This is a genomic window from Salinispora goodfellowii, from assembly GCF_059570675.1.
Genome location: NZ_JCANTD010000027.1, coordinates 1 through 19,856, shown reverse-complemented (window position 1 = coordinate 19,856; position 19,856 = coordinate 1). Strand labels below are relative to the sequence as shown.

14 protein-coding genes, 1 tRNA gene and 2 pseudogenes are annotated in these 19,856 nt (G+C 69.9%); 5 read left to right on the top strand and 12 right to left on the bottom strand.

The features are described 5' to 3' along the window. Positions 1–44: 44 nt before the first annotated feature. From prfA to argS, 10 genes are all read right to left on the bottom strand, one after another. A complete protein-coding gene (gene prfA, locus T398_RS20835; protein ID WP_496449273.1) occupies positions 45–1,133 on the bottom strand; it encodes a peptide chain release factor 1 in 1,089 nt (362 codons plus the stop codon). Between the two features lie 114 nt (positions 1,134–1,247). Then, positions 1,248–1,472: a 50S ribosomal protein L31 gene (rpmE, locus tag T398_RS20830; RefSeq protein WP_496449271.1), complete on the bottom strand. Its 225-nt coding sequence runs from the start codon at positions 1,470–1,472 to the stop codon at positions 1,248–1,250. A 305-nt stretch (positions 1,473–1,777) separates the two neighbouring features. Continuing rightward, positions 1,778–3,766 carry a transcription termination factor Rho gene (gene rho / locus T398_RS20825; RefSeq protein WP_496449269.1) on the bottom strand — a complete coding sequence of 663 codons (1,989 nt, stop codon included), beginning with the start codon at positions 3,764–3,766 and terminating at the stop codon, positions 1,778–1,780. Between the two features lie 292 nt (positions 3,767–4,058). After that, positions 4,059–5,003 carry a homoserine kinase gene (thrB, locus tag T398_RS20820; protein ID WP_496449267.1) on the bottom strand — a complete coding sequence of 315 codons (945 nt, stop codon included), beginning with the start codon at positions 5,001–5,003 and terminating at the stop codon, positions 4,059–4,061. A 92-nt stretch (positions 5,004–5,095) separates the two neighbouring features. Beyond that, a complete protein-coding gene (locus T398_RS20815; RefSeq protein WP_496449266.1) occupies positions 5,096–6,337 on the bottom strand; it encodes an MFS transporter in 1,242 nt (413 codons plus the stop codon). A 113-nt stretch (positions 6,338–6,450) separates the two neighbouring features. Further along, positions 6,451–9,771, bottom strand: a complete 3,321-nt coding sequence (locus T398_RS20810; protein WP_496449265.1) for an efflux RND transporter permease subunit — start codon at positions 9,769–9,771, stop codon at positions 6,451–6,453. A 164-nt stretch (positions 9,772–9,935) separates the two neighbouring features. Then, complete coding sequence (gene thrC / locus T398_RS20805) at positions 9,936–10,985, bottom strand: threonine synthase (RefSeq protein WP_496449263.1); 1,050 nt, start codon at positions 10,983–10,985, stop codon at positions 9,936–9,938. A 40-nt stretch (positions 10,986–11,025) separates the two neighbouring features. Then, positions 11,026–12,339: a homoserine dehydrogenase gene (locus tag T398_RS20800; protein ID WP_496449332.1), complete on the bottom strand. Its 1,314-nt coding sequence runs from the start codon at positions 12,337–12,339 to the stop codon at positions 11,026–11,028. Between the two features lie 8 nt (positions 12,340–12,347). Next, positions 12,348–13,757 (bottom strand): diaminopimelate decarboxylase, encoded by a 1,410-nt coding sequence (lysA, locus tag T398_RS20795; RefSeq protein ID WP_496449261.1) that lies wholly within the window; start codon positions 13,755–13,757, stop codon positions 12,348–12,350. Between the two features lie 131 nt (positions 13,758–13,888). Further along, positions 13,889–15,553 carry an arginine--tRNA ligase gene (gene argS, locus T398_RS20790; RefSeq protein ID WP_496449260.1) on the bottom strand — a complete coding sequence of 555 codons (1,665 nt, stop codon included), beginning with the start codon at positions 15,551–15,553 and terminating at the stop codon, positions 13,889–13,891. 100 nt (positions 15,554–15,653) lie between these two features. Between argS and T398_RS20785 the strand changes: the two genes are divergently transcribed. From T398_RS20785 to T398_RS20770, 4 genes are all read left to right on the top strand, one after another. Further along, positions 15,654–16,475: a thioredoxin-like domain-containing protein gene (locus tag T398_RS20785; RefSeq protein WP_496449258.1), complete on the top strand. Its 822-nt coding sequence runs from the start codon at positions 15,654–15,656 to the stop codon at positions 16,473–16,475. Positions 16,476–16,488: 13 nt separating this feature from the next. Beyond that, positions 16,489–17,154 carry a DUF305 domain-containing protein gene (locus T398_RS20780; protein WP_496449256.1) on the top strand — a complete coding sequence of 222 codons (666 nt, stop codon included), beginning with the start codon at positions 16,489–16,491 and terminating at the stop codon, positions 17,152–17,154. A 251-nt stretch (positions 17,155–17,405) separates the two neighbouring features. Beyond that, positions 17,406–18,098 (top strand): winged helix-turn-helix domain-containing protein, encoded by a 693-nt coding sequence (locus T398_RS20775; protein WP_496449254.1) that lies wholly within the window; start codon positions 17,406–17,408, stop codon positions 18,096–18,098. Positions 18,099–18,191: 93 nt separating this feature from the next. Further along, positions 18,192–18,263, top strand: a tRNA-Arg gene (locus tag T398_RS20770). 41 nt (positions 18,264–18,304) lie between these two features. Here T398_RS20770 and T398_RS20765 read toward each other — a convergent pair. Continuing rightward, positions 18,305–18,658: a hypothetical protein gene (locus tag T398_RS20765; protein ID WP_496449252.1), complete on the bottom strand. Its 354-nt coding sequence runs from the start codon at positions 18,656–18,658 to the stop codon at positions 18,305–18,307. A gap of 380 nt (positions 18,659–19,038) precedes the next feature. Then, positions 19,039–19,509: pseudogene (locus T398_RS20760) on the bottom strand (NAD-dependent epimerase/dehydratase family protein); the annotation flags it as partial. A gap of 174 nt (positions 19,510–19,683) precedes the next feature. Here T398_RS20760 and T398_RS20755 point away from each other — a divergent pair. Further along, positions 19,684–19,856, top strand: a pseudogene (locus T398_RS20755) (ArsR family transcriptional regulator); the annotation flags it as partial.

Sequence of the window (19,856 nt, the reverse complement as noted above, 5' to 3'; positions counted from 1 at the left end):
GCCCGCACGTACCGTCCGCGGGGGCGCTGCCCGGGGCGGGCTGGTCAGCGGCGCCCCAGCTCCACGTTGCCCGCCAACCGGGCCGCCCGGTCGGCCTCGCCCAGCGCCGCCAGCACGCCGTCCAACTCTCCGGCGAGGGCCAGGTCCAGGTTGTACGCGGTGTAGCCGATCCGGTGGTCGGTGATCCGGTTCTGCGGGAAGTTGTAGGTGCGGATCCGCTCCGAGCGGTCCACCGTCCGGACCTGAGCCTTACGCGCGTCGGAGGCGGCGGCGTCGGCCTGCTCCTGCGCCACCGCCAGGAGTCGGGCCCGCAGGATCCGCATCGCCTGCTCGCGATTCTGCAACTGGGACTTCTCGTTCTGGCAGGAGACGACGATGCCGGTCGGCAGGTGGGTGATCCGGACCGCGGAGTCGGTGGTGTTCACCGACTGACCACCGGGACCAGAGGAGCGAAACACGTCGATCCGAAGCTCGTTCGGGTCGATCGTCACGTCGATCTCCTCGGCCTCCGGCAGCACCAGTACGCCGGCGGCGCTGGTGTGGATGCGTCCCTGGGACTCGGTGACCGGCACCCGCTGCACCCGGTGCACCCCGCCCTCCCACTTGAGCCGGGACCACACCCCGTTGCCGCCCTCCGGCACTCCCTTGCACTTGATGGCGAGCGAGACGTCCTTCACCCCGCCCAGGTCGGAGTCCTGCGCGTCGATCACCTCGACCAGCCAGCCACAGCGCTCGGCGTACCGGGTGTACATCCGCAGCAGGTCGCCGGCGAAGAGCGCCGACTCCTCGCCCCCCTCCCCCGCCTTGATCTCGACGATGACGTCCTTGGCGTCGTGCGGGTCCCGCGGGATCAACAGCTCGGCGAGGCACTCCTCCAGCGCCGGCAGGGTCGCCGCGATCGCCTCGGCCTCGGCGGCGAAGGCCGGCTCCTCGGCCGCCAGCTCCCTCGCCGCCGTCAGGTCGGCTCGGGCCTGCGCCAGCTCGGTGGCGGCCTTGTGCAGCGGCACCAGCTCCGCGTACCGGCGGCCCACCCGGCGAGCCGCGTTCTGGTCGGCGTGAATAGCCGGGTCGGCCAGCCGCCTTTCCAGCTCCGCGTACTCGTCGAGGAGGGTTGCCAGACGCTCGCTACTCATGGACAGCTACTCCTTCGACAACGGCGCTGGACGGCGGCGCCCCGGGCCGCCGGGGCGGAATACGGACGACGCCCGCGCCCGGCCAGAAACCGGACACGGGCGCCGACTGGGGCGTTACTTGCCCTTCTTGGCCTGAACCTTGGCGTACTTCTGCTGGAACTTGGCCACCCGGCCGGCGGTGTCCAGAACGCGCTGCTTACCGGTGTAGAACGGGTGGCAGGCGCTGCACGTCTCCACGTGGATGGAACCGCCCTTGGCGGTGCTGCGGGTGGTGAAGGTGTTACCGCAGGAGCAGACGACCTCCGTGGTCGCGTACTCCGGGTGGATGTTGGGCTTCATGTCGCCTCGGTCCTCTCGTTGGTGGTCGCCGGGTCGCCCGGCCGCAGGTGTACGACGGAGGGCGTGAACCGGAACCGGTGGCCGACGAACCAGTCTGCCACGGGGTCGCGTCGGCTCGGCAGGCGGGCCGCGCCACGGCACTGGCAGCGTAAACGTCGACCCGTACCACCGCATTCCCCGATCCGCCGCCGAGCATTCGCCCGGGCGGTTCCGCTCCGGGCGTACGGACGATCCACCGCGGTGTCGCCGCTGTTAGCGGCGCCGGGGCACGACCCACGCGGCCGTGCCCCGGGCCGACCGGGGGTTCACTCCCCGGGCGTCGACTTCGCGATCTGCATCAGGAACTCGATGTTGGTCCGCGACTGCTTGAGCCGGTCCAGCAACAGATCCAGCGCGGCCTGGGAGTCCAGCGCGTGCAGCACCTTCCGAAGCTTGTGGACGATGGCCAGTTCCTCCGGCGCGAGCAGGATCTCCTCCTTACGCGTGCCGGACGGGTGGATGTCGATGGCCGGGAAGGTCCGCTTGTCGGCGATCTTCCGGTCCAGCTTCAACTCCGCGTTGCCGGTGCCCTTGAACTCCTCGAAGATGACCGTGTCCGCCGTCGAACCGGTCTCCACCAGCGCGGTGGCGAGGATGGTCAGCGAACCGCCGTTTTCGATATTGCGGGCCGCACCCAGGAACCGCTTGGGCGGATACAACGCGGTGGAGTCGATACCACCCGACATGATCCGGCCACTGGCGGGCGCCGCCAGGTTGTACGACCGGCCGAGCCGCGTCACCGAGTCCAACAGCACGACCACGTCGTGGCCCAACTCGACCAGCCGCTTCGCCCGCTCGATCGCCAGCTCGGCGACGGTGGTGTGGTCCTGCGGCGGGCGGTCGAAGGTTGCCGCGACGACCTCGCCCTTCACCGACCGCTGCATGTCGGTGACCTCTTCTGGGCGCTCGTCCACCAACACCACCATCAGGTGGCACTCCGGGTTGTTGTGGGTGATCGCGTTCGCGATCGCCTGCAACACCATCGTCTTACCGGCCTTGGGTGGCGAAACGATGAGTGCCCGCTGGCCCTTGCCGATCGGCATCACCAGGTCGATCACTCGCGTGGTGAGGATGTGCGGCTCGCTCTCCAACCGCAGCCGCTCCTGCGGGTAGAGCGGGGTGAGTCGGTAGAACTCGGGCCGGCGCTTCGCCTCCTCCGGCTCCATCCCGTTGATGGTGTCCAGCCGGACCAGCGGGTTGTACTTGTCCCGCCGCTGCTCGCCCTCCCGCGTCGCGCGGACGGCACCGGTAATCGCGTCACCGCGCCGCAGACCGTACCGCTTGATCTGGGACATAGAGACGTAAACATCGTTCGGCCCGGCCAGATAACCGGTAGTCCGGACGAAAGCGTAATTGTCGAGCACGTCGATGATGCCGGCCACCGGGACCAGGACGTCGTCCTCGCTAACCTGGGGCTCCCGGCCGCCATCGCCGTCCCGGTCACCACGGCCGCGCCGACGGTCCCGGAAGCGGCTGCGCCGGCCGCGCCGACCGCCGCCCTCGTTCTCCTCCTCGCCGTCGTTGTCACGCTGACCCCGGTCGTTCCGGTCGTTCCGGTCGTTCCGCTCGGCGCGGTCGTTCCGGTCGTTCCGGTCGCCCCGCTCGGCGCGGTCGTTCCGATCGTTCCGGTCGGCGCGGTCGCCCCGCTCCGCACGGTCGTTCCGGTCGGTCCGGTCGCCCCGCTCAGCGCGGTCGCCCCGCTCCGCACGGTCGTTCCGGTCGGTCCGGTCGCCCCGCTCAGCGCGGTCGCCCCGCTCCGCACGGTCCCGGCCACCGCGGCCTTCACCGCGCTCCCGGCGTTCGCCGGCCTCGGTCCCCTCCGGCCGCGTCTCAGCGCGGGCCTCACCGGCCTCGCTGGCCGCCCGGCCACGTCGGCCACGGGCGCGCCCGGTGGTCGGCGTGGTTGTTGACGACTCGGCGGGACGCGACTCGGCCTCCGGCCGCTCGCCCGACTCCCGAACCTCTGCGTGGACCTCTCCCCGGGCGGGGGCCGCAGCAGCCGCAACCTCGGCCCGCGGTCGAGGGGTTCCGGTGGCTGCCCCGCCACTCTGGCGCTCGGTGATCGCGCTGATCAGCTCACCCTTGCGCATGCGGGCCGTGCCCGAGATGCCGAGCGACGCGGCCAGGCTCTGAAGCTCCGGCAGCAGCATCGCCGACAGACCTGTGCCGCTACGCCGACGACGGGTGGGAGCAGCGGTCGTGGCATCGCCAGCGACGTTGGAAACATCCGACGTCACGTCGGTGGTGTCGCTCAATGGAATCCTTCCCTCGATAGGCCGGGACTGCCCGGAATCGACATACAGGTGGCCGGGCGGCCTCGGTGCACCCGCCTCGCTGGACGCGTCGCGGGAGATGGTGGCACAGCAGCCGGCTGCCTTCCCGACTCACCGAGGTGATGAGGACGGGCTCGCCGTCTGCCGCGACCGGTGTGCACTGCGGTGCGGCGTATCTAGGCAGGGGTGACGGGCAGACCGCCGATAGTTTCGGGGGTGCGCCGACCCGCAGGAAGATCGCATGCTTCGCGGCTGTGCTAAGTCTAGAGCGTAATCAACTCTTCCGACCTGCGGCAACAGGATCCCGCTCCGCGTGTCCCAGTCTACCCCGCCCAACCCGGGCGCCGTGCACCTCTACCGGCAACGACCAAACCTGCCAGTCTGGCCCCGTTACCAGGTCGGCGGGGGGATCATGCAGCGCCAGCACAGTCGGGCCGGCCCCGGAAACCACCGCTGGCACATCCGCCGCGCGGAGTTCGGCGACCAACGCGGCCGTCGCCGGCATGCTCTCGGCCCGATAATCCTGGTGCAACCGGTCAACCGTGGCCGGCAGCAACAGCTCCGGCGCGACGCTGAGCGCATGGACCAGCAGGGCGGCCCGGCCCGCGTTGTGCGCCGCGTCCTGGTGCGGCACCGTGGCCGGCAGCGCGGCCCGCGCGGCGACGGTGAGCCCTCGCTCCGCCGGCACGAACACCGTCGGCCGGACCCCGACGGCGGCCGGAAGCGACACCGCCCGAGCACCCTCCGGCTCGGTCCAGGCGACGGTGAACCCACCCAGCAGGCAGGGCGCCACATTGTCCGGATGGCCCTCGAGCCGGGCCGCGAGACGGAGCACGGCCGCGTCGTCCAGCCGCTGCTGCCCGTCGGGCACCAGGGCCCGGGCCAGCAGCACCCCGGCGACGATCGCCGCCGAGGACGAGCCGAGGCCACGCGCCTGGGGGATCCGGTTGACGCACTCCACCGCCAGCCCCGCCGGCTGGCCGCCACACTCGGCGAAGGTGGCCCGCATCGCGCCCACCACGAGGTGCCGGTCGTCGCTGGGCAGTTCACCGGCGCCCTCGCCGAGCACCCGTACGGTTACACCGCCGGCGGTAACCTCGGCGCAGACATCGTCATAGAGTCCAAGGGCGAGCCCGACGGCGTCGAAACCCGGCCCCAGATTCGCGCTGGTGGCAGCGACTCGCACCCGGACCGGGCCTGGCAGGAAATTGGTCGACACGCGCTCATGCTAGGACCGCGCACCGACGCTCCGAACCACCGCCCCCGACCCGGCTGTTGGGCAGATGATAGGGGCGGAGAACCCGCGGCCGGTCAGCGCGGAGCCGACTCCGGCTCGGCGACCGGCTCGGTCAGCGAGAGGTGGCGGGTCGCCACCCGCCAGCCGATCGCGTAGACCAGGGTGACCAGACCGCCACCGGCCAGCACCACCCGTTGGTCCACCACGTCGATCACCGACGCCACCACCAGCTGGCTCACCGAGATGGCGAGGGTCGCCAGCATCATGTCGGTGGCGAAAACCCGCCCGCGGAGCCGGTCCGGGACCTCACCCTGGAGGGCGTAGTTGGACATGACCCAGTTACTGCCCCCGGCGAAGTGCGCCACAAAGACCAACACGAGCACCAGCGGGAACCAATTCACCGCCGAGGTACCCAGATAGGCCAGCCCGTACAGCGACATGGACAGCGCCAGGCCCGGCAGCAGCCAGGCCCGGTTACCCAGGACCCGTCGCATCAGGATCGGACCGACCAGAGCTCCCGCCCCACGGACCGCGAAGAGCAGACCGGCGCCGATCGGGCCGGCCCCATAGGTCGCTGCCAGCAAGGGAAAAACCGTCAACACACCGTTACCCAGACCGACTGCCGACTTCACCGTGACCAACGCCAGCACCCGGGGCCGGTGGCCGATGTAGCCAAGCGCCTCCCGGACCGCCGCCCAGGTCTGCTGTGCCGGCCGATCCTGCTCTCGGGAAGCCTGCAACGGCCGGCGGATCAGCGCGGCCAGGATCGCCGCCAAGACCAGACCGCCGGCAGCTACCCAGAAGGCGACGTACGGTCCGGTGGCGCTGCTCAGCACCCCACCCAGCGACGCCCCGACAATCGTCATCGTGCCCCACGCCGAACCCGCGACCGCGTTACCCGCAGCCAACTCGTCCCGGTCCAACACGTTCGGCAGGGCGGCCTGCGCGGCCGGCGAGTAGAACGCCTTGGCTACCGCCACCACCCCGATCCCCACCAACGCCAGCCAGGCGGTGCCGGCATCGCGTACCCCGAGGAGCAGCAGGACGCCGACCAACGCGGCGAGGTTGGCTCCGATCATGATCCGGCGGCGGTCGAACCGGTCCGCCATCGCCCCGGTGTACGGCAGCAGCAGTGCCACGACGCCGGTGTCCATGGCCAGCAGCAGCGCACCCCACACGCCGCTGCCGGTCAACGCCGGCAGGAGCACCAGCAACGGAACCATGACGAACCAGTCCACGCCGAAGACCATCAGCTCGGCCAAGAGCAGTTTGCGGAAGCTCCGGTTACGACGCAGGACCGAGAGGACGGACGGCATCACCGAACCCTATCCACCGCGGTGCCGCGCTTTGGTCATCGTGCGGACAGCAGGGCCCGGAAACGGCGCGGACGCCCTCGACCAGCCGTCGAGGGCGTCCGCGAGCCGCAGAGTTACTCCGCCGGCGGAAGCGGCGAGGTACGGCTTCTGGGCAGTCGCAGCACCTCGAACTGGTCAGTTCCCTCAACCAGTGCCGGCGAGGGCGTCGGTTGGTCGGACACCTCGCCGGCGGTGTCGGTGCCGGTGTCGGCGCCACCGCCCGAACCCGCCGACTCCGCCGCACCGGGACCGCTGACCGCGGCGGAGGCCGCACCGGGCCCAGTGGCCGCCGGCTCAGCTGAGGCGGGCGTGCCGACCGAGGCATCCGCCCCGGCCCGCGGCCCCCGCCGACCGGCCCGCCGGTCCCGGATCGACTCCTTGGCGTGCTCAACCATGACGTACAGGGTCGGAACCAGCACCAGGGTGAGCAAGGTCGAGCTGAGCAGACCACCGATCACCACGATCGCCAGGGGCTCCGAGATGAAGCCGCCCTCGCCGGTGAGGCCGAGGGCCATCGGCAGCAGCGCGAAGATGGTCGCGACCGCGGTCATCAGAATCGGGCGCAGCCGCCGCCGGCCGCCCTCGACAACCGCCTCCCGGACCCCCAGGCCCTGCGCCCGGTACTGGTTGACCAGGTCGAGCAGGACGATCGCGTTGGTCACCACGATGCCGACCAGCATGAGAACGCCGATCAACGCCGGTACTCCCAGGGGGGTGCCGGTGGCCAGTAGCAGCCCGATCGCGCCGGTCGCCGCGAACGGCACGGAGACCAGCAGGATCAGCGCCTGAGTCAGGCTACGGAACGTCACAACCATGATCAGGAAGACGATCGCGATCGCGGCGAGCACCGCCAGCCCCAGATCAGCGAAGGCATCCTCCTGATCCGCGCTGACGCCACCGATGACGAAGGTGGCCCCGGGGACGTCGATCGCGTCCAGCCGCTCCTGCAACTCCTGGCTGGTGGCGCCGAGGTCGGAGCCGGTGGCCGTGCCGGTCACCGAGACGCTGCGCTCACCGTCGATCCGGGTGATCTGCTGGGGGCCGAGAACCTCACTGACCTCAGCGATGGCGCCCAGCGGGACCGCGCCGACCGGCAGCGCCCGCAACTGCTCGGGCGACACCGGCGGTTGGGCGGTTTGCAGGACCACGTTCCGCTGCTGGCCCTCGATCGTCAGCTGCCCTAGCGGGGCGCCCCGGAATGCCTGCGCGACGAGCTGCCCGACGCCCGCCTCGGTGAGCCCGGCCGCCGCGGCCTTCGCCCGATCAACCTTGACCTCGACCTGCCCGACCTGGGTCGCCACGCTGGTGGTCACATCCTCGACGCCGGACAGCCCCGTCATCGCGGCCAATGCCTCGTCAATGGCCTGGGACCGGATCGCCGGATCGGTAGCCTGCACGACTACCTCAAGCTGATTCGCGGCGGCTCCACCCTGCCCGGCCCCGAACCGGAACTCACCCGCCTCGGCACCGAACTCATCGAACTTCTCGCGCAGGACAGCACGCATCTGCTCGGCGTCGATATCCGTGAGGGTGAGCGACCAGGTCGCCACACTGTTGCCACCGGCACCGGCCCACGGGTTACCCCCCGCGCCGGCCGTAACCTGATAGGTCTCGATGCCCTCGGTCCCGGCCAGCACCTCCTCCACCTGTTGGGCCGCCGCGTCGGTACCCGCCAGCCCGGTGCCCGCCGGCAGTTCCTGGGTGATGGTCATCGTGTCCTGGCCGGAGTCGTCGAGGAAGTTCGTCTCCAGCTGGCGGGAGAGGCCGAACGTGCCGAAGAGGACCAGGACGCCGAGGCCGAGGGTGATCCACCGGGTCGACCGCTTCCGGGTGGCGAAGCCGATGACCGGCAGGTACGCGCGCTGCAGCGGGTTACGCAGTTCCTTCTCCTCCGCGGCCCGGCGCACCGCCGCCTCGCCCGCGGTCTTACCAGCCGGCTGGAGGAACCAGTACGCCAGCACCGGAATGAGGGTCAGCGACACCAGCAGCGAGGCGAGCAGCGCCACCGTGACGGTGATCGCGAACGGCGCGAAGAGCTGCCCGATGAATCCACCGACCAGCGCGATCGGGGCGAAGACAGCGACCGTGGTGAGGGTGGAGGCGGTCACCGCACCGGACACCTCACGGACCGCGGTACGGATGGCCTCCTGCTTGGACTCGCCGTACTCGAGATGCCGTTTGATGTTCTCCAGCACCACGATCGAGTCGTCAACGACCCGGCCGACGGCGATGGTCAACGCGCCGAGGGTGAGCAGGTTGAGCGAGTAGTCGCCGATCCAGAGCGCGATCAGCGCGACCAACACCGACAACGGGATGGAGACCGCGGTAACGACGGTGGAGCGCACCGAGAGCAGGAAGACCAGGATCACCAGGGCGGCCATCACGAGGCCGATCAGCCCCTTGGTGGCGAGACCCTTGATCGACTTTTCGACGAAGGGTGCCTGGTCGAAGACGACGGTCAACTCGGCGCCGGAGGCGGTGCGCAGTTCCGCGAGCCGGTCCCGGATCTCCTGGGAGATCTCCACCGCGTTTCCGTCCGGCGTCGCGGTCACAGCGATGCCCAGGCTTTCCTGGCCGTTGGTACGCGTGATCGCGGTGACCGGCGTGAGCCGCTCCTCGACCGTCGCCACGTCGCCGAGGCGCACCGGGTCGGCCGGCGCCACCGTGAGGATGACGTCGCGCAACTCGTCGAGGGTGCCCAGCGGGGTGCCGACCTGCACCGGGAGCGTCCGTTGGCCGTCGACAACCGCGCCGGCCGGGATAGCGACGCCGTTGGCCTGCAGTGCCCTGGCGAAGGCGTCGGGCCGAATCCCGGCCTTCGTGAGCTTCTCCACATCTGCGGAAATCACCAGCACCTCGTCGCGGGTGCCCGTCAGGTCGACCGTACGGACACCCTCGATCGCGGCCAGTTCCGGCAGGACCGTACTGCGCAGCTGCTCGCCGAGCGCGCGCTGGTCGGCCCCGCCGGAGGCGGCGAGCACCACCGCCGGCAGGTCATCCGTGCCGCCGGCGATGACCTGCGGCTCAACCCCGTCCGGCAGCCCGGCGACCCGGTTGACCGCGCTCTGCAGCTGGTTGACCGCATCGTCCACATCGGTACCGAACGCGTACTCAACCTGGATGGTCGCCGACCCCTCGCGCGAGGTCGAGACAATCTTCTCCAGCCCGGCGACGCCCTGCAGGCTGTTCTCAATAGGCACGGTTACCTGCGACTCAACAGCCTCCGGACCGGCGCCGGGATGGGCCGCCACGATGAAGGCGGCCGGGAACTCCAGCGACGGTAGGAGTTGCTGCTTCAGCGACGGTACGGCGAACGCTCCGAACACCGTGGTGACCACCGCGACAAGGGCAATCAGCCCTCGATTGGCGAGACTAAATCTGGCGAGCAGCGACATCGACTGGGCTCACTCCTGATGCGGGAATCGGGTACGGGCGAGTCGAGTGTCCCGTACCGGTTCGGCACCGGTGCGACGGGGTTCACCAGTTGAGGCCCACGAGTTCACTCGGCAACGCCCGCGGGACTCGTTCGCCGGCACCGCGAACGAGCCCGTCCCGGCCCTCAGGCCAGATCGAGCGAACGGGCCGCGGCCAGCGGGTCATTGGCGATGGTCACCGGCGCGGGGGCGGTCGAGATCGCCCACTCCGGGTCTTTCAGGCCATGGCCGGTGACCGTGCAGACGATCGTGGAACCCGGCGGCACCGTACCCGCAGCGGCCTGCTGGAGCAGTCCCGCGACACTCGCGGCGCTGCCCAACTCGACGAAGACCCCGACATCGCGAGCGAGCAGCCGGTACGCGGTCAGGATCTCCCGGTCGGTGACCGCGGCGATCAAACCGCCCGAGGCATCCCGGGCATCCAGTGCTCTCGGCCAGCTCGCCGGATTGCCGATCCGGATTGCGGTGGCGATCGTGGCCGGTTCACGCACCGCCTGGCCGGTGACGATCGGCGCCGCACCAGCGGCCTGGAAGCCGTACAGCTTCGGGGTCCGGATGATATTTCCGGCAGCCTGTTCCTCCGAGTAGCCGAGCCAGTAGGCGGAGATGTTCCCCGCGTTACCGACCGGCATGCAGTGAATGTCCGGTGCCGCGCCAAGCGCCTCGACGATCTCGAAGGCGGCGGTCTTCTGGCCGTGTAGCCGGTCGATGTTCACCGAGTTCACCAACGCGACCGGGTAGTCCTGAGCGAGCTTGGCGGCCAACGACAGGCAGTCGTCGAAGTTGCCACTGACCTGGAGCAGTCGGGCACCGTGCACCAACGCCTGGGCGAGCTTGCCCAGCGCGATCTTTCCCTGTGGCACCAGCACCGCGCAGGTCAGGCCAGCTCGCGCCGCGTAGGCCGCGGCCGAGGCGCTGGTGTTACCGGTCGAGGCGCAGATGATCACCTTGTTGTCGGCCTCGACCGCTTTGGAGACCGCGACGGTCATTCCCCGGTCCTTGAAGGAGCCGGTCGGATTGGCGCCCTCGACCTTCAGATAGACCTCGCACCCGGTCCGCGCCGACAGCACCGGCGCCGGCAGCAGTGGGGTGTTCCCCTCGTGCAGGGTGACAACCGGGGTGGTTGCCGTGACCGGCAGCCGCTCTCGGTACGCGTCGATAAGACCCCGCCACATGTCGTCTCCTCCGCCTCTCCCAGGCTCCACCGGGGCTAAGCTATGCGCTCCCCTCGACCCGCAGCACGCTGGCCACCGACCGGACCGCGTCCAGCCCGCGCAACGCCTGGACCGTCGCGGCGAGTGCGGCGTCCGACGCGACATGGGTGACGATGACCAGGTCGGCATCCTCGTCCCGTTCGGCGACGCCGCTGCCCGCAGCGCCCTGCCGAACGGTTGCGATCGATACGCTGTGCTCCGCGAACACGCCCGCCACCGCCGCCAACACCCCGGGGCGGTCGGTCACGTCGAGGCTGATGTGGTACCGGGTGAGCGCCTCCCCCATCGGCCGCACCGGCAGGTCGGCGTAGGCGGACTCACTGGCCGCCCGAACCCCGGCGAGCCGGTTACGGGAGACCGCCACCACGTCACCCAGCACCGAGCTGGCGGTCGGCGCCCCACCCGCACCCGGCCCGTAGAACATCAACTGCCCCGCCGCCTCGGCCTCCACGAACACCGCGTTGAAGGCGTCACCCACGCCGGCGAGGGGATGGGTGAGCGGAATCATCGCCGGATGCACCCGTACGCTGACGGTCTCCCGGCCATCCGCGGCGGTGCCCCGGGCCGCGATGCAGAGCAGCTTGATGGTGCAGCCCATCGCCTTGGCACTGGCGACATCGGCGGCGGTGACCTCGGTGATGCCCTCCCGGTGCACATCCGCCGCACCGACCCGGGTGTGGAATGCCAGTGAGGCGAGGATCGCCGCCTTGGCCGCCGCGTCGAAACCCTCCACGTCGGCCGTCGGGTCAGCCTCGGCGTACCCCAGATCGGTCGCCTCGGCCAACGCCTCGGCGAAGCCGGCGCCGGTGGTGTCCATGGCGGAGAGGATGAAGTTGGTGGTGCCGTTGACGATGCCGGTCACCTGGGTGACCCGATCCCCGTGCAGCGACTCCCGCAGCGGGCGCAGCAGGGGAATCGCGCCGGCCACAGCCGCCTCGTAGTAGAGGTCGCCCCCACCCCGCGCCGCCGCGTCGTGCAGCGTCCCGCCGTCCTCGGCGAGCAGCGCCTTGTTCGCGGTTACCACGCTCTTACCCGCCCGCAGCGCCTCCACCAGCCAACTCCGCGCCGGTTCGATGCCGCCGACGCACTCCACCACCACGTCGATGTCGTCCCGTTTGACCAGGTCGAACGGGTCAGCGGTGAAGACGGCCGGATCGACCGGCAGCTCCCCCCGGTCCCGGCCGATCCGCCGGACGGCGATGCCGGCGATCTCCAGCGGGGCACCGATCCGGGCGGCGAGATCGGCGGACTGCGAGTGCAGCAGCCGAACCACCTCGCTGCCGACCGTACCGCAGCCGAGCAGCGCCAAGCGCACAGGTGATGTCATCCCACATCCAAAGCGAGCAGGTCCTCTTCGGTCTCCCGGCGGACGATCAGGCGAGCCCGGCCGTCGCGTACCGCGACCACCGGGGGGCGCGGCACGTGGTTGTAGTTACTGGCCATACTCCGGCAGTACGCACCCGTGCCGGGCACGGCGACAAGATCTCCCGGCTGCACGTCGGCGGGCAGGAATTCATCCTTCACCACGACGTCCCCGGACTCACAGTGCTTTCCCACAACGCGGGCAAGCACCGGCTCGGCAACGCTCGCTCGGGACGCCAGGGTCGCCGAGTACGACGCGTCGTAGAGCGCGGTTCGGATGTTGTCGCTCATGCCGCCGTCAACACTCACATAGCAACGACGCCCATCCGCCGCGTCGCCACCGGTTCCGACCGGCACCGACTTGACCGTGCCCACCTCGTAGAGCGTGAACATGGCCGGGCCGACGATCGCCCGGCCCGGCTCGATCGACAGGCGCGGCACCGCCAGCCGCTCGGCGGCACACTCCGCGTCAACGATCTTGCGTAGCCGCTTCGCCAGGTCGGCCGGCGTGGCCGGGTCGTCCTGCGAGGTGTAAGCGATGCCGAAACCGCCGCCCAGGTCCAGCTCCGGTAACTGCACCCCCCGCGCGTCGCGGATCTGCGCCTGGAGCGCCAGCACCCGGCGGGCGGAGACCTCGAACCCGCTCGCATCGAAGATCTGCGACCCGATGTGCGAGTGCAGACCGCGCAACTCCAGCACGTCCTCGTCGAGGATGCGCAGCGCGGCGGCGATCGCCGCGCCGTCCGCCAGCGAGAAGCCGAACTTCTGGTCCTCGTGCGCGGTGGCGATGAACTCGTGGGTGTGCGCCTCCACCCCGACGGTGACCCGCACCAGCACCCGCGGGCGGACGCCCCGCGCGCGGGCCAACGCGGTCAGCCGGTCGATCTCGTGGGATGAGTCGACGATGATCCGCCCCACCCCGACCTCCAACGCCCGGCTCAGCTCGGCGGCCGACTTGTTGTTGCCGTGGAAGCCGATCCGCTCCGCCGGCATCCCGGCCGCCAGCGCGGTCGCCAACTCGCCACCGCTGCACACGTCCAGGTACAGGCCCTCCTCGGCGACCATCCGGGCGACCGCCCGGCAGAGGAACGCCTTACCGGCGTAGTAGACATCCTCGGTCGGGAAAGCGGCACGGAAATCCCGGCAGCGGCTCCGCAGGTCCGCCTCGTCCAGCAGGTACACCGCGGTGCCGAACTCGGCCGCGAGCTCCCGCACCGAGCGGCCCGCGACGGCGAGCGCGCCGTCCGCCGCCCGACTGACGGTACGCGGCCACAGCCCGGGCAGCAGGGCGTTCACGTCCCGCGGGGCACGCAGCCACGCCGTATGGCTGCCGATCTCCCCATGCAGGGCGCCGGCCTCGTGTGCACGCATTACTTATCTCCGCTTCCCGACTTATCTCCGCGTCCCGACTGCGGGGCTCGCAAGCTCACTCCTCGCGCTCGCATGTCACATCCCCGCTTCCCGACTGCGGGGCTCGCAAGCTCACTCCTCGCGCTCGCATGTCACATCCGCTCTGGGGCCGTGACGCCGAGCAACCGCAGGCCGTTGGCGATGACCACGCGGGTGGCGTCGTTGAGCCAGAGCCGGGCGCGATGCAGGTCGGTGATCTCCTCGTCGCCCCGCGGCAGCACCCGGCAGTTGTCATAGAAGCGGTGGTACGCCCCGGCCAGGTCCTCCAGGTACCGGGCAATCCGGTGCGGCTCCCGCAGCTCGGCGGCGGTGGCCACCACGGCGGGGAACTCGGCCAGCGCCTTCAACAGCTCGTTTTCCTTGTCATGGTCGAGCAGCTCGGGGTGGAAGTCCGCCGGGCCGCCCCGGGCCAGCCCGACCTCCGCGGCATTACGCCCGACACTCGCCGTACGCGCCGCCACGTACTGCACGTAGTAGACCGGGTTGTCGCGGGTGGCGCGGGTCCACAGCTCGATGTCGATGTCGATCGGCGAGTCGGTGGAGTAACGCGCCAACGCGTACCGGGCGGCGTCCACACCGATCGCGTCAACCAGGTCCTCCAGGCTCACCACAGTGCCGGCCCGCTTACTCATCCGCACCGGGGCCCCGTCACGGACCAGGTTGACCAGCTGCCCGATAAGGATCTCCAGGTTGCGGCTCGGGTCGTCACCGAAGCAGGCGACCATCGCCTTCATCCGGCCCAGGTAGCCGTGGTGGTCCGCGCCGAGCATCAGCACGACCCGCTCGAAGCCACGCTCCCGCTTGTCCAGGTAGTAGGCGCAGTCCGCGGCGAAGTACGTCCACTCGCCGTCGGACTTGCGCAGCACCCGGTCCTTGTCGTCGCCGAAGTCGGTGGTACGTAGCCAGGTGGCGCCGTCGGCTTCGAAGATGTGGCCCTGCTGCCGGAGCCGCTCCAGGGCGAGCTCCAACTCGCCCCGGTCGTGCAGGTCCTTCTCATTGAAGTAGGTGTCGAACTCCACGCCGAAGTCACGCAGCGACGACTTGATCTCGGCGAACATCAACTCGACGCCCTCGACCCGGAACACCTCCTGGGCGGCGGCGGCGTCGAGCGCCAGCACGTCCGGGCGCCGGGACTGGACCTGCTGCGCGATCTCCGCGAGGTACGCGCCGGCGTACCCGTCCTCCGGCGCCGGCTCCCCCTTCGCGGCGGCCAGCAGGGAGCGGGCGAACCGGTCGATCTGCGAACCGGCGTCGTTGAAGTAGTACTCGGTGGCGACGGCGGCCCCGGTGGCGCGCAGCAACCGGCTCAACGCGTCACCGACCGCCGCCCACCGGACACCGCCGATGTGCACCGGGCCGGTCGGATTGGCCGACACGAACTCGAGGTTGATCGACTGACCGGCGAGTCGGCCGCTGCGGCCGTACTCCGCGCCGGTCTCGACGATCACCTGGGCCAGTTGGCCCGCGGCGGCTGCGTCCAGGCGGATGTTCAGGAAGCCCGGGCCGGCGATCTCCACCGACTTGACTCCCACGGCTTGGCCGAGCTGCTCGGCCAGCGCGACGGCGAGCTCCCGAGGCGGGACCCCCACCTTCTTACTGAGCTGCAGGGCCAGCGTCGAGGCGTAGTCCCCGTGCTCGACGTTGCGGGGTCGCTCCACCGCGGTCCGCTCCGGAAGCGTGGAGCGGTCCAGGCCCCGCTCGGTGAAGACGGCGTGGGCTGCGGTGAGGACGACCTCGGCGAGTTCTGCGGGAGTCACCGAACCATGCTATCGGGGGTAGACTCAGTCCCCGCGGCGGCGACCCAGCATGTGACCCCGGCCCGCCAGATCCCCCGACCGACCGACCTGACGAGGCACGATGAGCATCAGCACCCCGGGCGGCCCAGAACGTCACCCGACCGTTGCCAGCACCACGAAGAAGCCAGCCGGGGGCAGGCCAGCCGGCGGCAAGCCCGGATCCGGCAAGCCAACGGGGGGCAGACCGGGGTCCGGTAAACCAGTGGGCAGCCAACGCGGCGGCAAGAAGCCGCGCAAGCCGATCACTCCGGTCAAGGTAACCCAGCAGCGCAACTGGGGGCCGATCGCCCTCTTCGTCGCCGTCGGCGTGCTCGCTGTCGCGATCGTCGGCTACGGCGGTTGGGCGGCATTCCAGGGCTCCAAGCCGTGGGATGAGCGGGCGAACGATATCGCCGACATCGTCAACTACCGCGAGCAGGACCCGGAGCTGGTCGCGGGCGGCAACCACCAGCAGGGCTCGATCGAGTACTCCGTCCTGCCCCCGGTCGCCGGCCCACACAACGATGCCTGGCAGAACTGCATGGGCGACATCTACGACGCCCCGATCGCCAACGAGCACGCCGTGCACAGCCTGGAGCACGGCGCGGTGTGGATCACCTACCAGCCCGACCTCGACGCTGGCCAGGTCGAGAAGCTGGCCGAGCGGGTACGCGGCAACGAGAAGCTCTTCCTCAGCCCGCACGAAGGGCTGGACCAGCCGATCTCGCTCCAAGCCTGGGGCTACCAGCTCAAGGTCGACAACGCCGACGACGGCCGGATCGACGATTTCATCAAGACGCTGAGGGTCAATGCCTCCGTCGAGGGCCCCACCGCCCTCTGCGCCCAGGGCGTCACCGCCACCGGCACCACACCGCGGGAACTCGGCCCGCAGATGCCGCAGTAGCTAAGGAGCCGGGATGTCCGCCCTCACGACCCTCGACGGAAAGCCCGATGGGGCTCCGCCCACCGAAAGCACCCGTCGCCCCGCGACCCGGTTCGGCACGGCGGTGATGGCGATCGCCATCGTGATCGGCCTCCTGCTCGGCTATGCGGGCGGCCTACTCACCCCCGACCTCAATCGACCGGGGGACACCTCCGCCGAGGCGGGCTTCGCTCGGGACATGACCACCCACCACGCCCAGGCGGTGGAGATGGGGTTGATCGCCTTCAAGCACGGCACGGACCGGGAGGTCCAGACGATCGGTAACGACATCGCCCTCGGCCAGCAGGGTGACATCGGCATCATGCAGGCCTGGCTGCGGTCATGGGAGCTGGACCCGACCGGCTCGGAGCCGCGGATGGCGTGGCTGCCGGATGGCACCGAGATGATCCGCGACGGGCTGATGCCCGGGATGGCCACTGCGGAGCAGATGACCCAGCTCCGGGAGGCCCGGGGCACGGAGTTGGATGTCCTCTTCCTCGAGCTCATGATCACGCACCACATCGGTGGCATCCACATGGTTGATGCCCTGCTCGACCAGAGCGACGAGAAGGACGTGGTCCAGACCGCGCAGACGATGAAGAACACCCAGCAGACAGATCTGACCAACCTGCGCAACGCACTCGAGCGCATTCAGGGCTGATTGGGCGGCTGGGCCGTCCCGCGACCCGCACCACCACCGGGTGGTGCGGGTCGTTTGTCATGGTCAGAGGCGCGCTCCGCGCGCACGGCTTCGGGCACCGAATCCGTCTCACCTCACGGGCAGGACGGCCACCCAGCCGACGCGGTAAGTCCGATTCGAGAGTTTGCTCCCTCTCCGGGCGAATACATCTCAAAGAGAAGTTTCTCCCCACATATCGTGACCAGTTGCGATTCGAGCTCGTTGCGTAGGACGTGGGTGTTGCACTGAGAGACGCACGGCGCTCGGTCACCAGCTGGTGTCGGCGCCACACAATCGGCGGTGACGGGGCGGTGGCGGCCGTCCGTCGCGGAGTGCGGCAGAGCGAGCCGGGAGCGCTCAGCCGCGAACAGGAACTCGAGCTGATCGACACCTTGCGGGGCAGCTACCCCGACGCGTTCGGCTTGGACGAGGAGCTCTGGACGCGACAGGGGCTCCACACCCTCATCCAGAACCGATTCGGGTTGCCGCTCGACCCCGGCGCCGTCGCGGCGTACCTGCGGGCGTGGGGACTCGGCCCCCGGGAGCCACGCGAGCGCGCCTGCGGGCTCTGCGTCGGCGCGGTGGAGCGCTGGGTACGCACCGGATACCCAGCGATCATCCGGGCCGCTCAGGAGCACCTGGCCGACGTGCACTGGATCGGCCGGATCCGGCTCCGCGGCACGATGCCAGCGGCCGACATCATCTCCGCGGTCTCGTCGCGGGGGCGGGTCCAATTCATGATCACTACGCCGTCGGTGGACCCGCCGCTCCCTCGCGACTTCGTACTCCGACTCAGCGGAGCGGAGCAACGCACCGTCCACCTGATCGTGGACGGCTCGTGGCCCCGCAACGAGTGGCCGCGTCGGCTGCCCCGCCGCATCGCGCTACACCCGCTGCCCAGCTGCGGTCGCGCCGTCGCCGCGTGACCCAGCTCGGCCGGGTCCGGGCGACTGGAGCGTATCCGTGTACACCGATTCGGTGATCGCGGCAAGGGTTTGCTACTCTTCTCCAGTCGCTGAGCCCCCGTAGCTCAGGGGATAGAGCACCGCCCTCCGGAGGCGGGAGCGCAGGTTCGAATCCTGCCGGGGGCACATCACAGAACTGCAAAAGCGCAGTGAGGCCGATCGGCTGCTCAACGTAACAGCCACGTTCGTCTTTCCTCCGTGTCGTCAGGCTGCGGACGCCGTGATGCGCTGGGGTTCGGGTGCCCGCGTAGATCGGTGACGGCTCGTCGAGATCGACGACGAGGTGCCGGCTGGCGCTCGTGGCGGGGCGGGTATCGCTGGTTGAGGGTGGGGTCGGACATCCAGTCACTTCGCACGTGCGCCATGAGCGCGTCGATGGGGTCGGCGACCTCCGTCGTCTCCGCCGGGGTGTCGTTGGTGTAGCTGGCCAGCACCACCAGCACGTTGGGGCCGGTGTTCGCATCGGCGAGGCTGGCCGTGATCGGGCTGTCCCGGCCGAGTCCGGCGAAGGTGTAGAGCACTCGCTGGTCGAGCTTGTAGAGCTGCTCGCGCGGGGATCGCCCGGTGCGCGTCGATGTCGAGACCCTCGGTGTCCCACGGCGCGGGCAGACGGTGTTCCAAGTCGAGGAACGTGCCGACCTTGAGAGGGATCGGAGTTGGTAGCGAGGTGAGGGCCAGCCGCGACGCCTGCGCGTCGGTGCCGGTGGCCGGCTCGGCGTATCGGCGCTGCTCGCAGTAGTCGACCAGCGCCTCGCGGACCGCTTTGCGGGTGGTGATGGCCAGGTTGCCCGGGTCGGTTGAGCGCAGTCGCAGTCGGCGCGCGATCGGGTTGGAGCTGTAGCTGACTCCCCCAGGCGTTGATATCCATCGAATCTTCACGGATGATCAATTTGATGCCGTCGTCCAGCCTGACTGCGGGCAGCCAGCCCAGGACGGTGCGGGCTCGGCTGATGTCCATGACCATGCGGCGGGCCTCACCGGGGCTGGCTGCGATGAAACGCGGCGACATGCGGGAACCGGTGAACAAACGCACCGAATTGAACACGTCGTAGACCGTGGCCTCGGTGCCGGAAGCGATGTTGACCGAGCCGACGTCGCCCGCAGCACAGGACATCGCCACAGCCTCGGCGACGTCGGTGACGTAGACGAAGTCGCGGGTCTGCTGTCCGTCGCCGGTGATCGAGGGCATCGAGCCGCGCACGATCTCGTTGGCCATCCGTGACACCACGCCGCAGTCCTGGCCGAACTGGCGGGGGCCGTACACGTTGCCCAGCGCTAGCGCCGCGTAAGGCAGGTTGCGGTGCTGCCGGTACCACTCCAGGTAGCGCAGGGCAGTGGCCTTGCCCAATCTACGAAACGGGCGTAAGCGCACTTATAGCCCTCCCATGATTGGCGGCCGGCACAGTGCGTCACATCACGGATCGCCGCCGTTACGCCCACACGGTTCGGTCTACGTACCGCTTCCGCGTAGGCGTCCACAGTCGCGTGCCGTCCGCGCGCGGTGGCGATGGCGCCGCAAGCAGAACGGTGCGGGATCATACGGGGTATGGCTGAAGGGCGTCCGGCGTCGACCACCAGGAAAATCACCAATCCGCAGGTCATGCGAGCGATGGCTCATCCGGCGCGGATGGAGATCATGGAATACCTCGGGAGCACGGGTGAGGGGGTGACCGCCACCGAATGCGCCGCACTCGTTGGACTGTCGCCGAGCGCGACTAG

Bases quoted from the DNA above. Each gene is read 5' to 3' on its own strand.
- prfA (WP_496449273.1), bottom strand. From the start codon at position 1,133: ATGAGTAGCGAGCGTCTGGCAACCCTCCTCGACGAGTACGCGGAGCTG.
- rpmE (WP_496449271.1), bottom strand. From the start codon at position 1,472: ATGAAGCCCAACATCCACCCGGAGTACGCGACCACGGAGGTCGTCTGC.
- T398_RS20815 (WP_496449266.1), bottom strand. From the start codon at position 6,337: ATGCCGTCCGTCCTCTCGGTCCTGCGTCGTAACCGGAGCTTCCGCAAA.
- T398_RS20810 (WP_496449265.1), bottom strand. From the start codon at position 9,771: ATGTCGCTGCTCGCCAGATTTAGTCTCGCCAATCGAGGGCTGATTGCC.
- thrC (WP_496449263.1), bottom strand. From the start codon at position 10,985: ATGTGGCGGGGTCTTATCGACGCGTACCGAGAGCGGCTGCCGGTCACG.
- lysA (WP_496449261.1), bottom strand. From the start codon at position 13,757: ATGCGTGCACACGAGGCCGGCGCCCTGCATGGGGAGATCGGCAGCCAT.
- T398_RS20785 (WP_496449258.1), top strand. From the start codon at position 15,654: ATGAGCATCAGCACCCCGGGCGGCCCAGAACGTCACCCGACCGTTGCC.
- T398_RS20780 (WP_496449256.1), top strand. From the start codon at position 16,489: ATGTCCGCCCTCACGACCCTCGACGGAAAGCCCGATGGGGCTCCGCCC.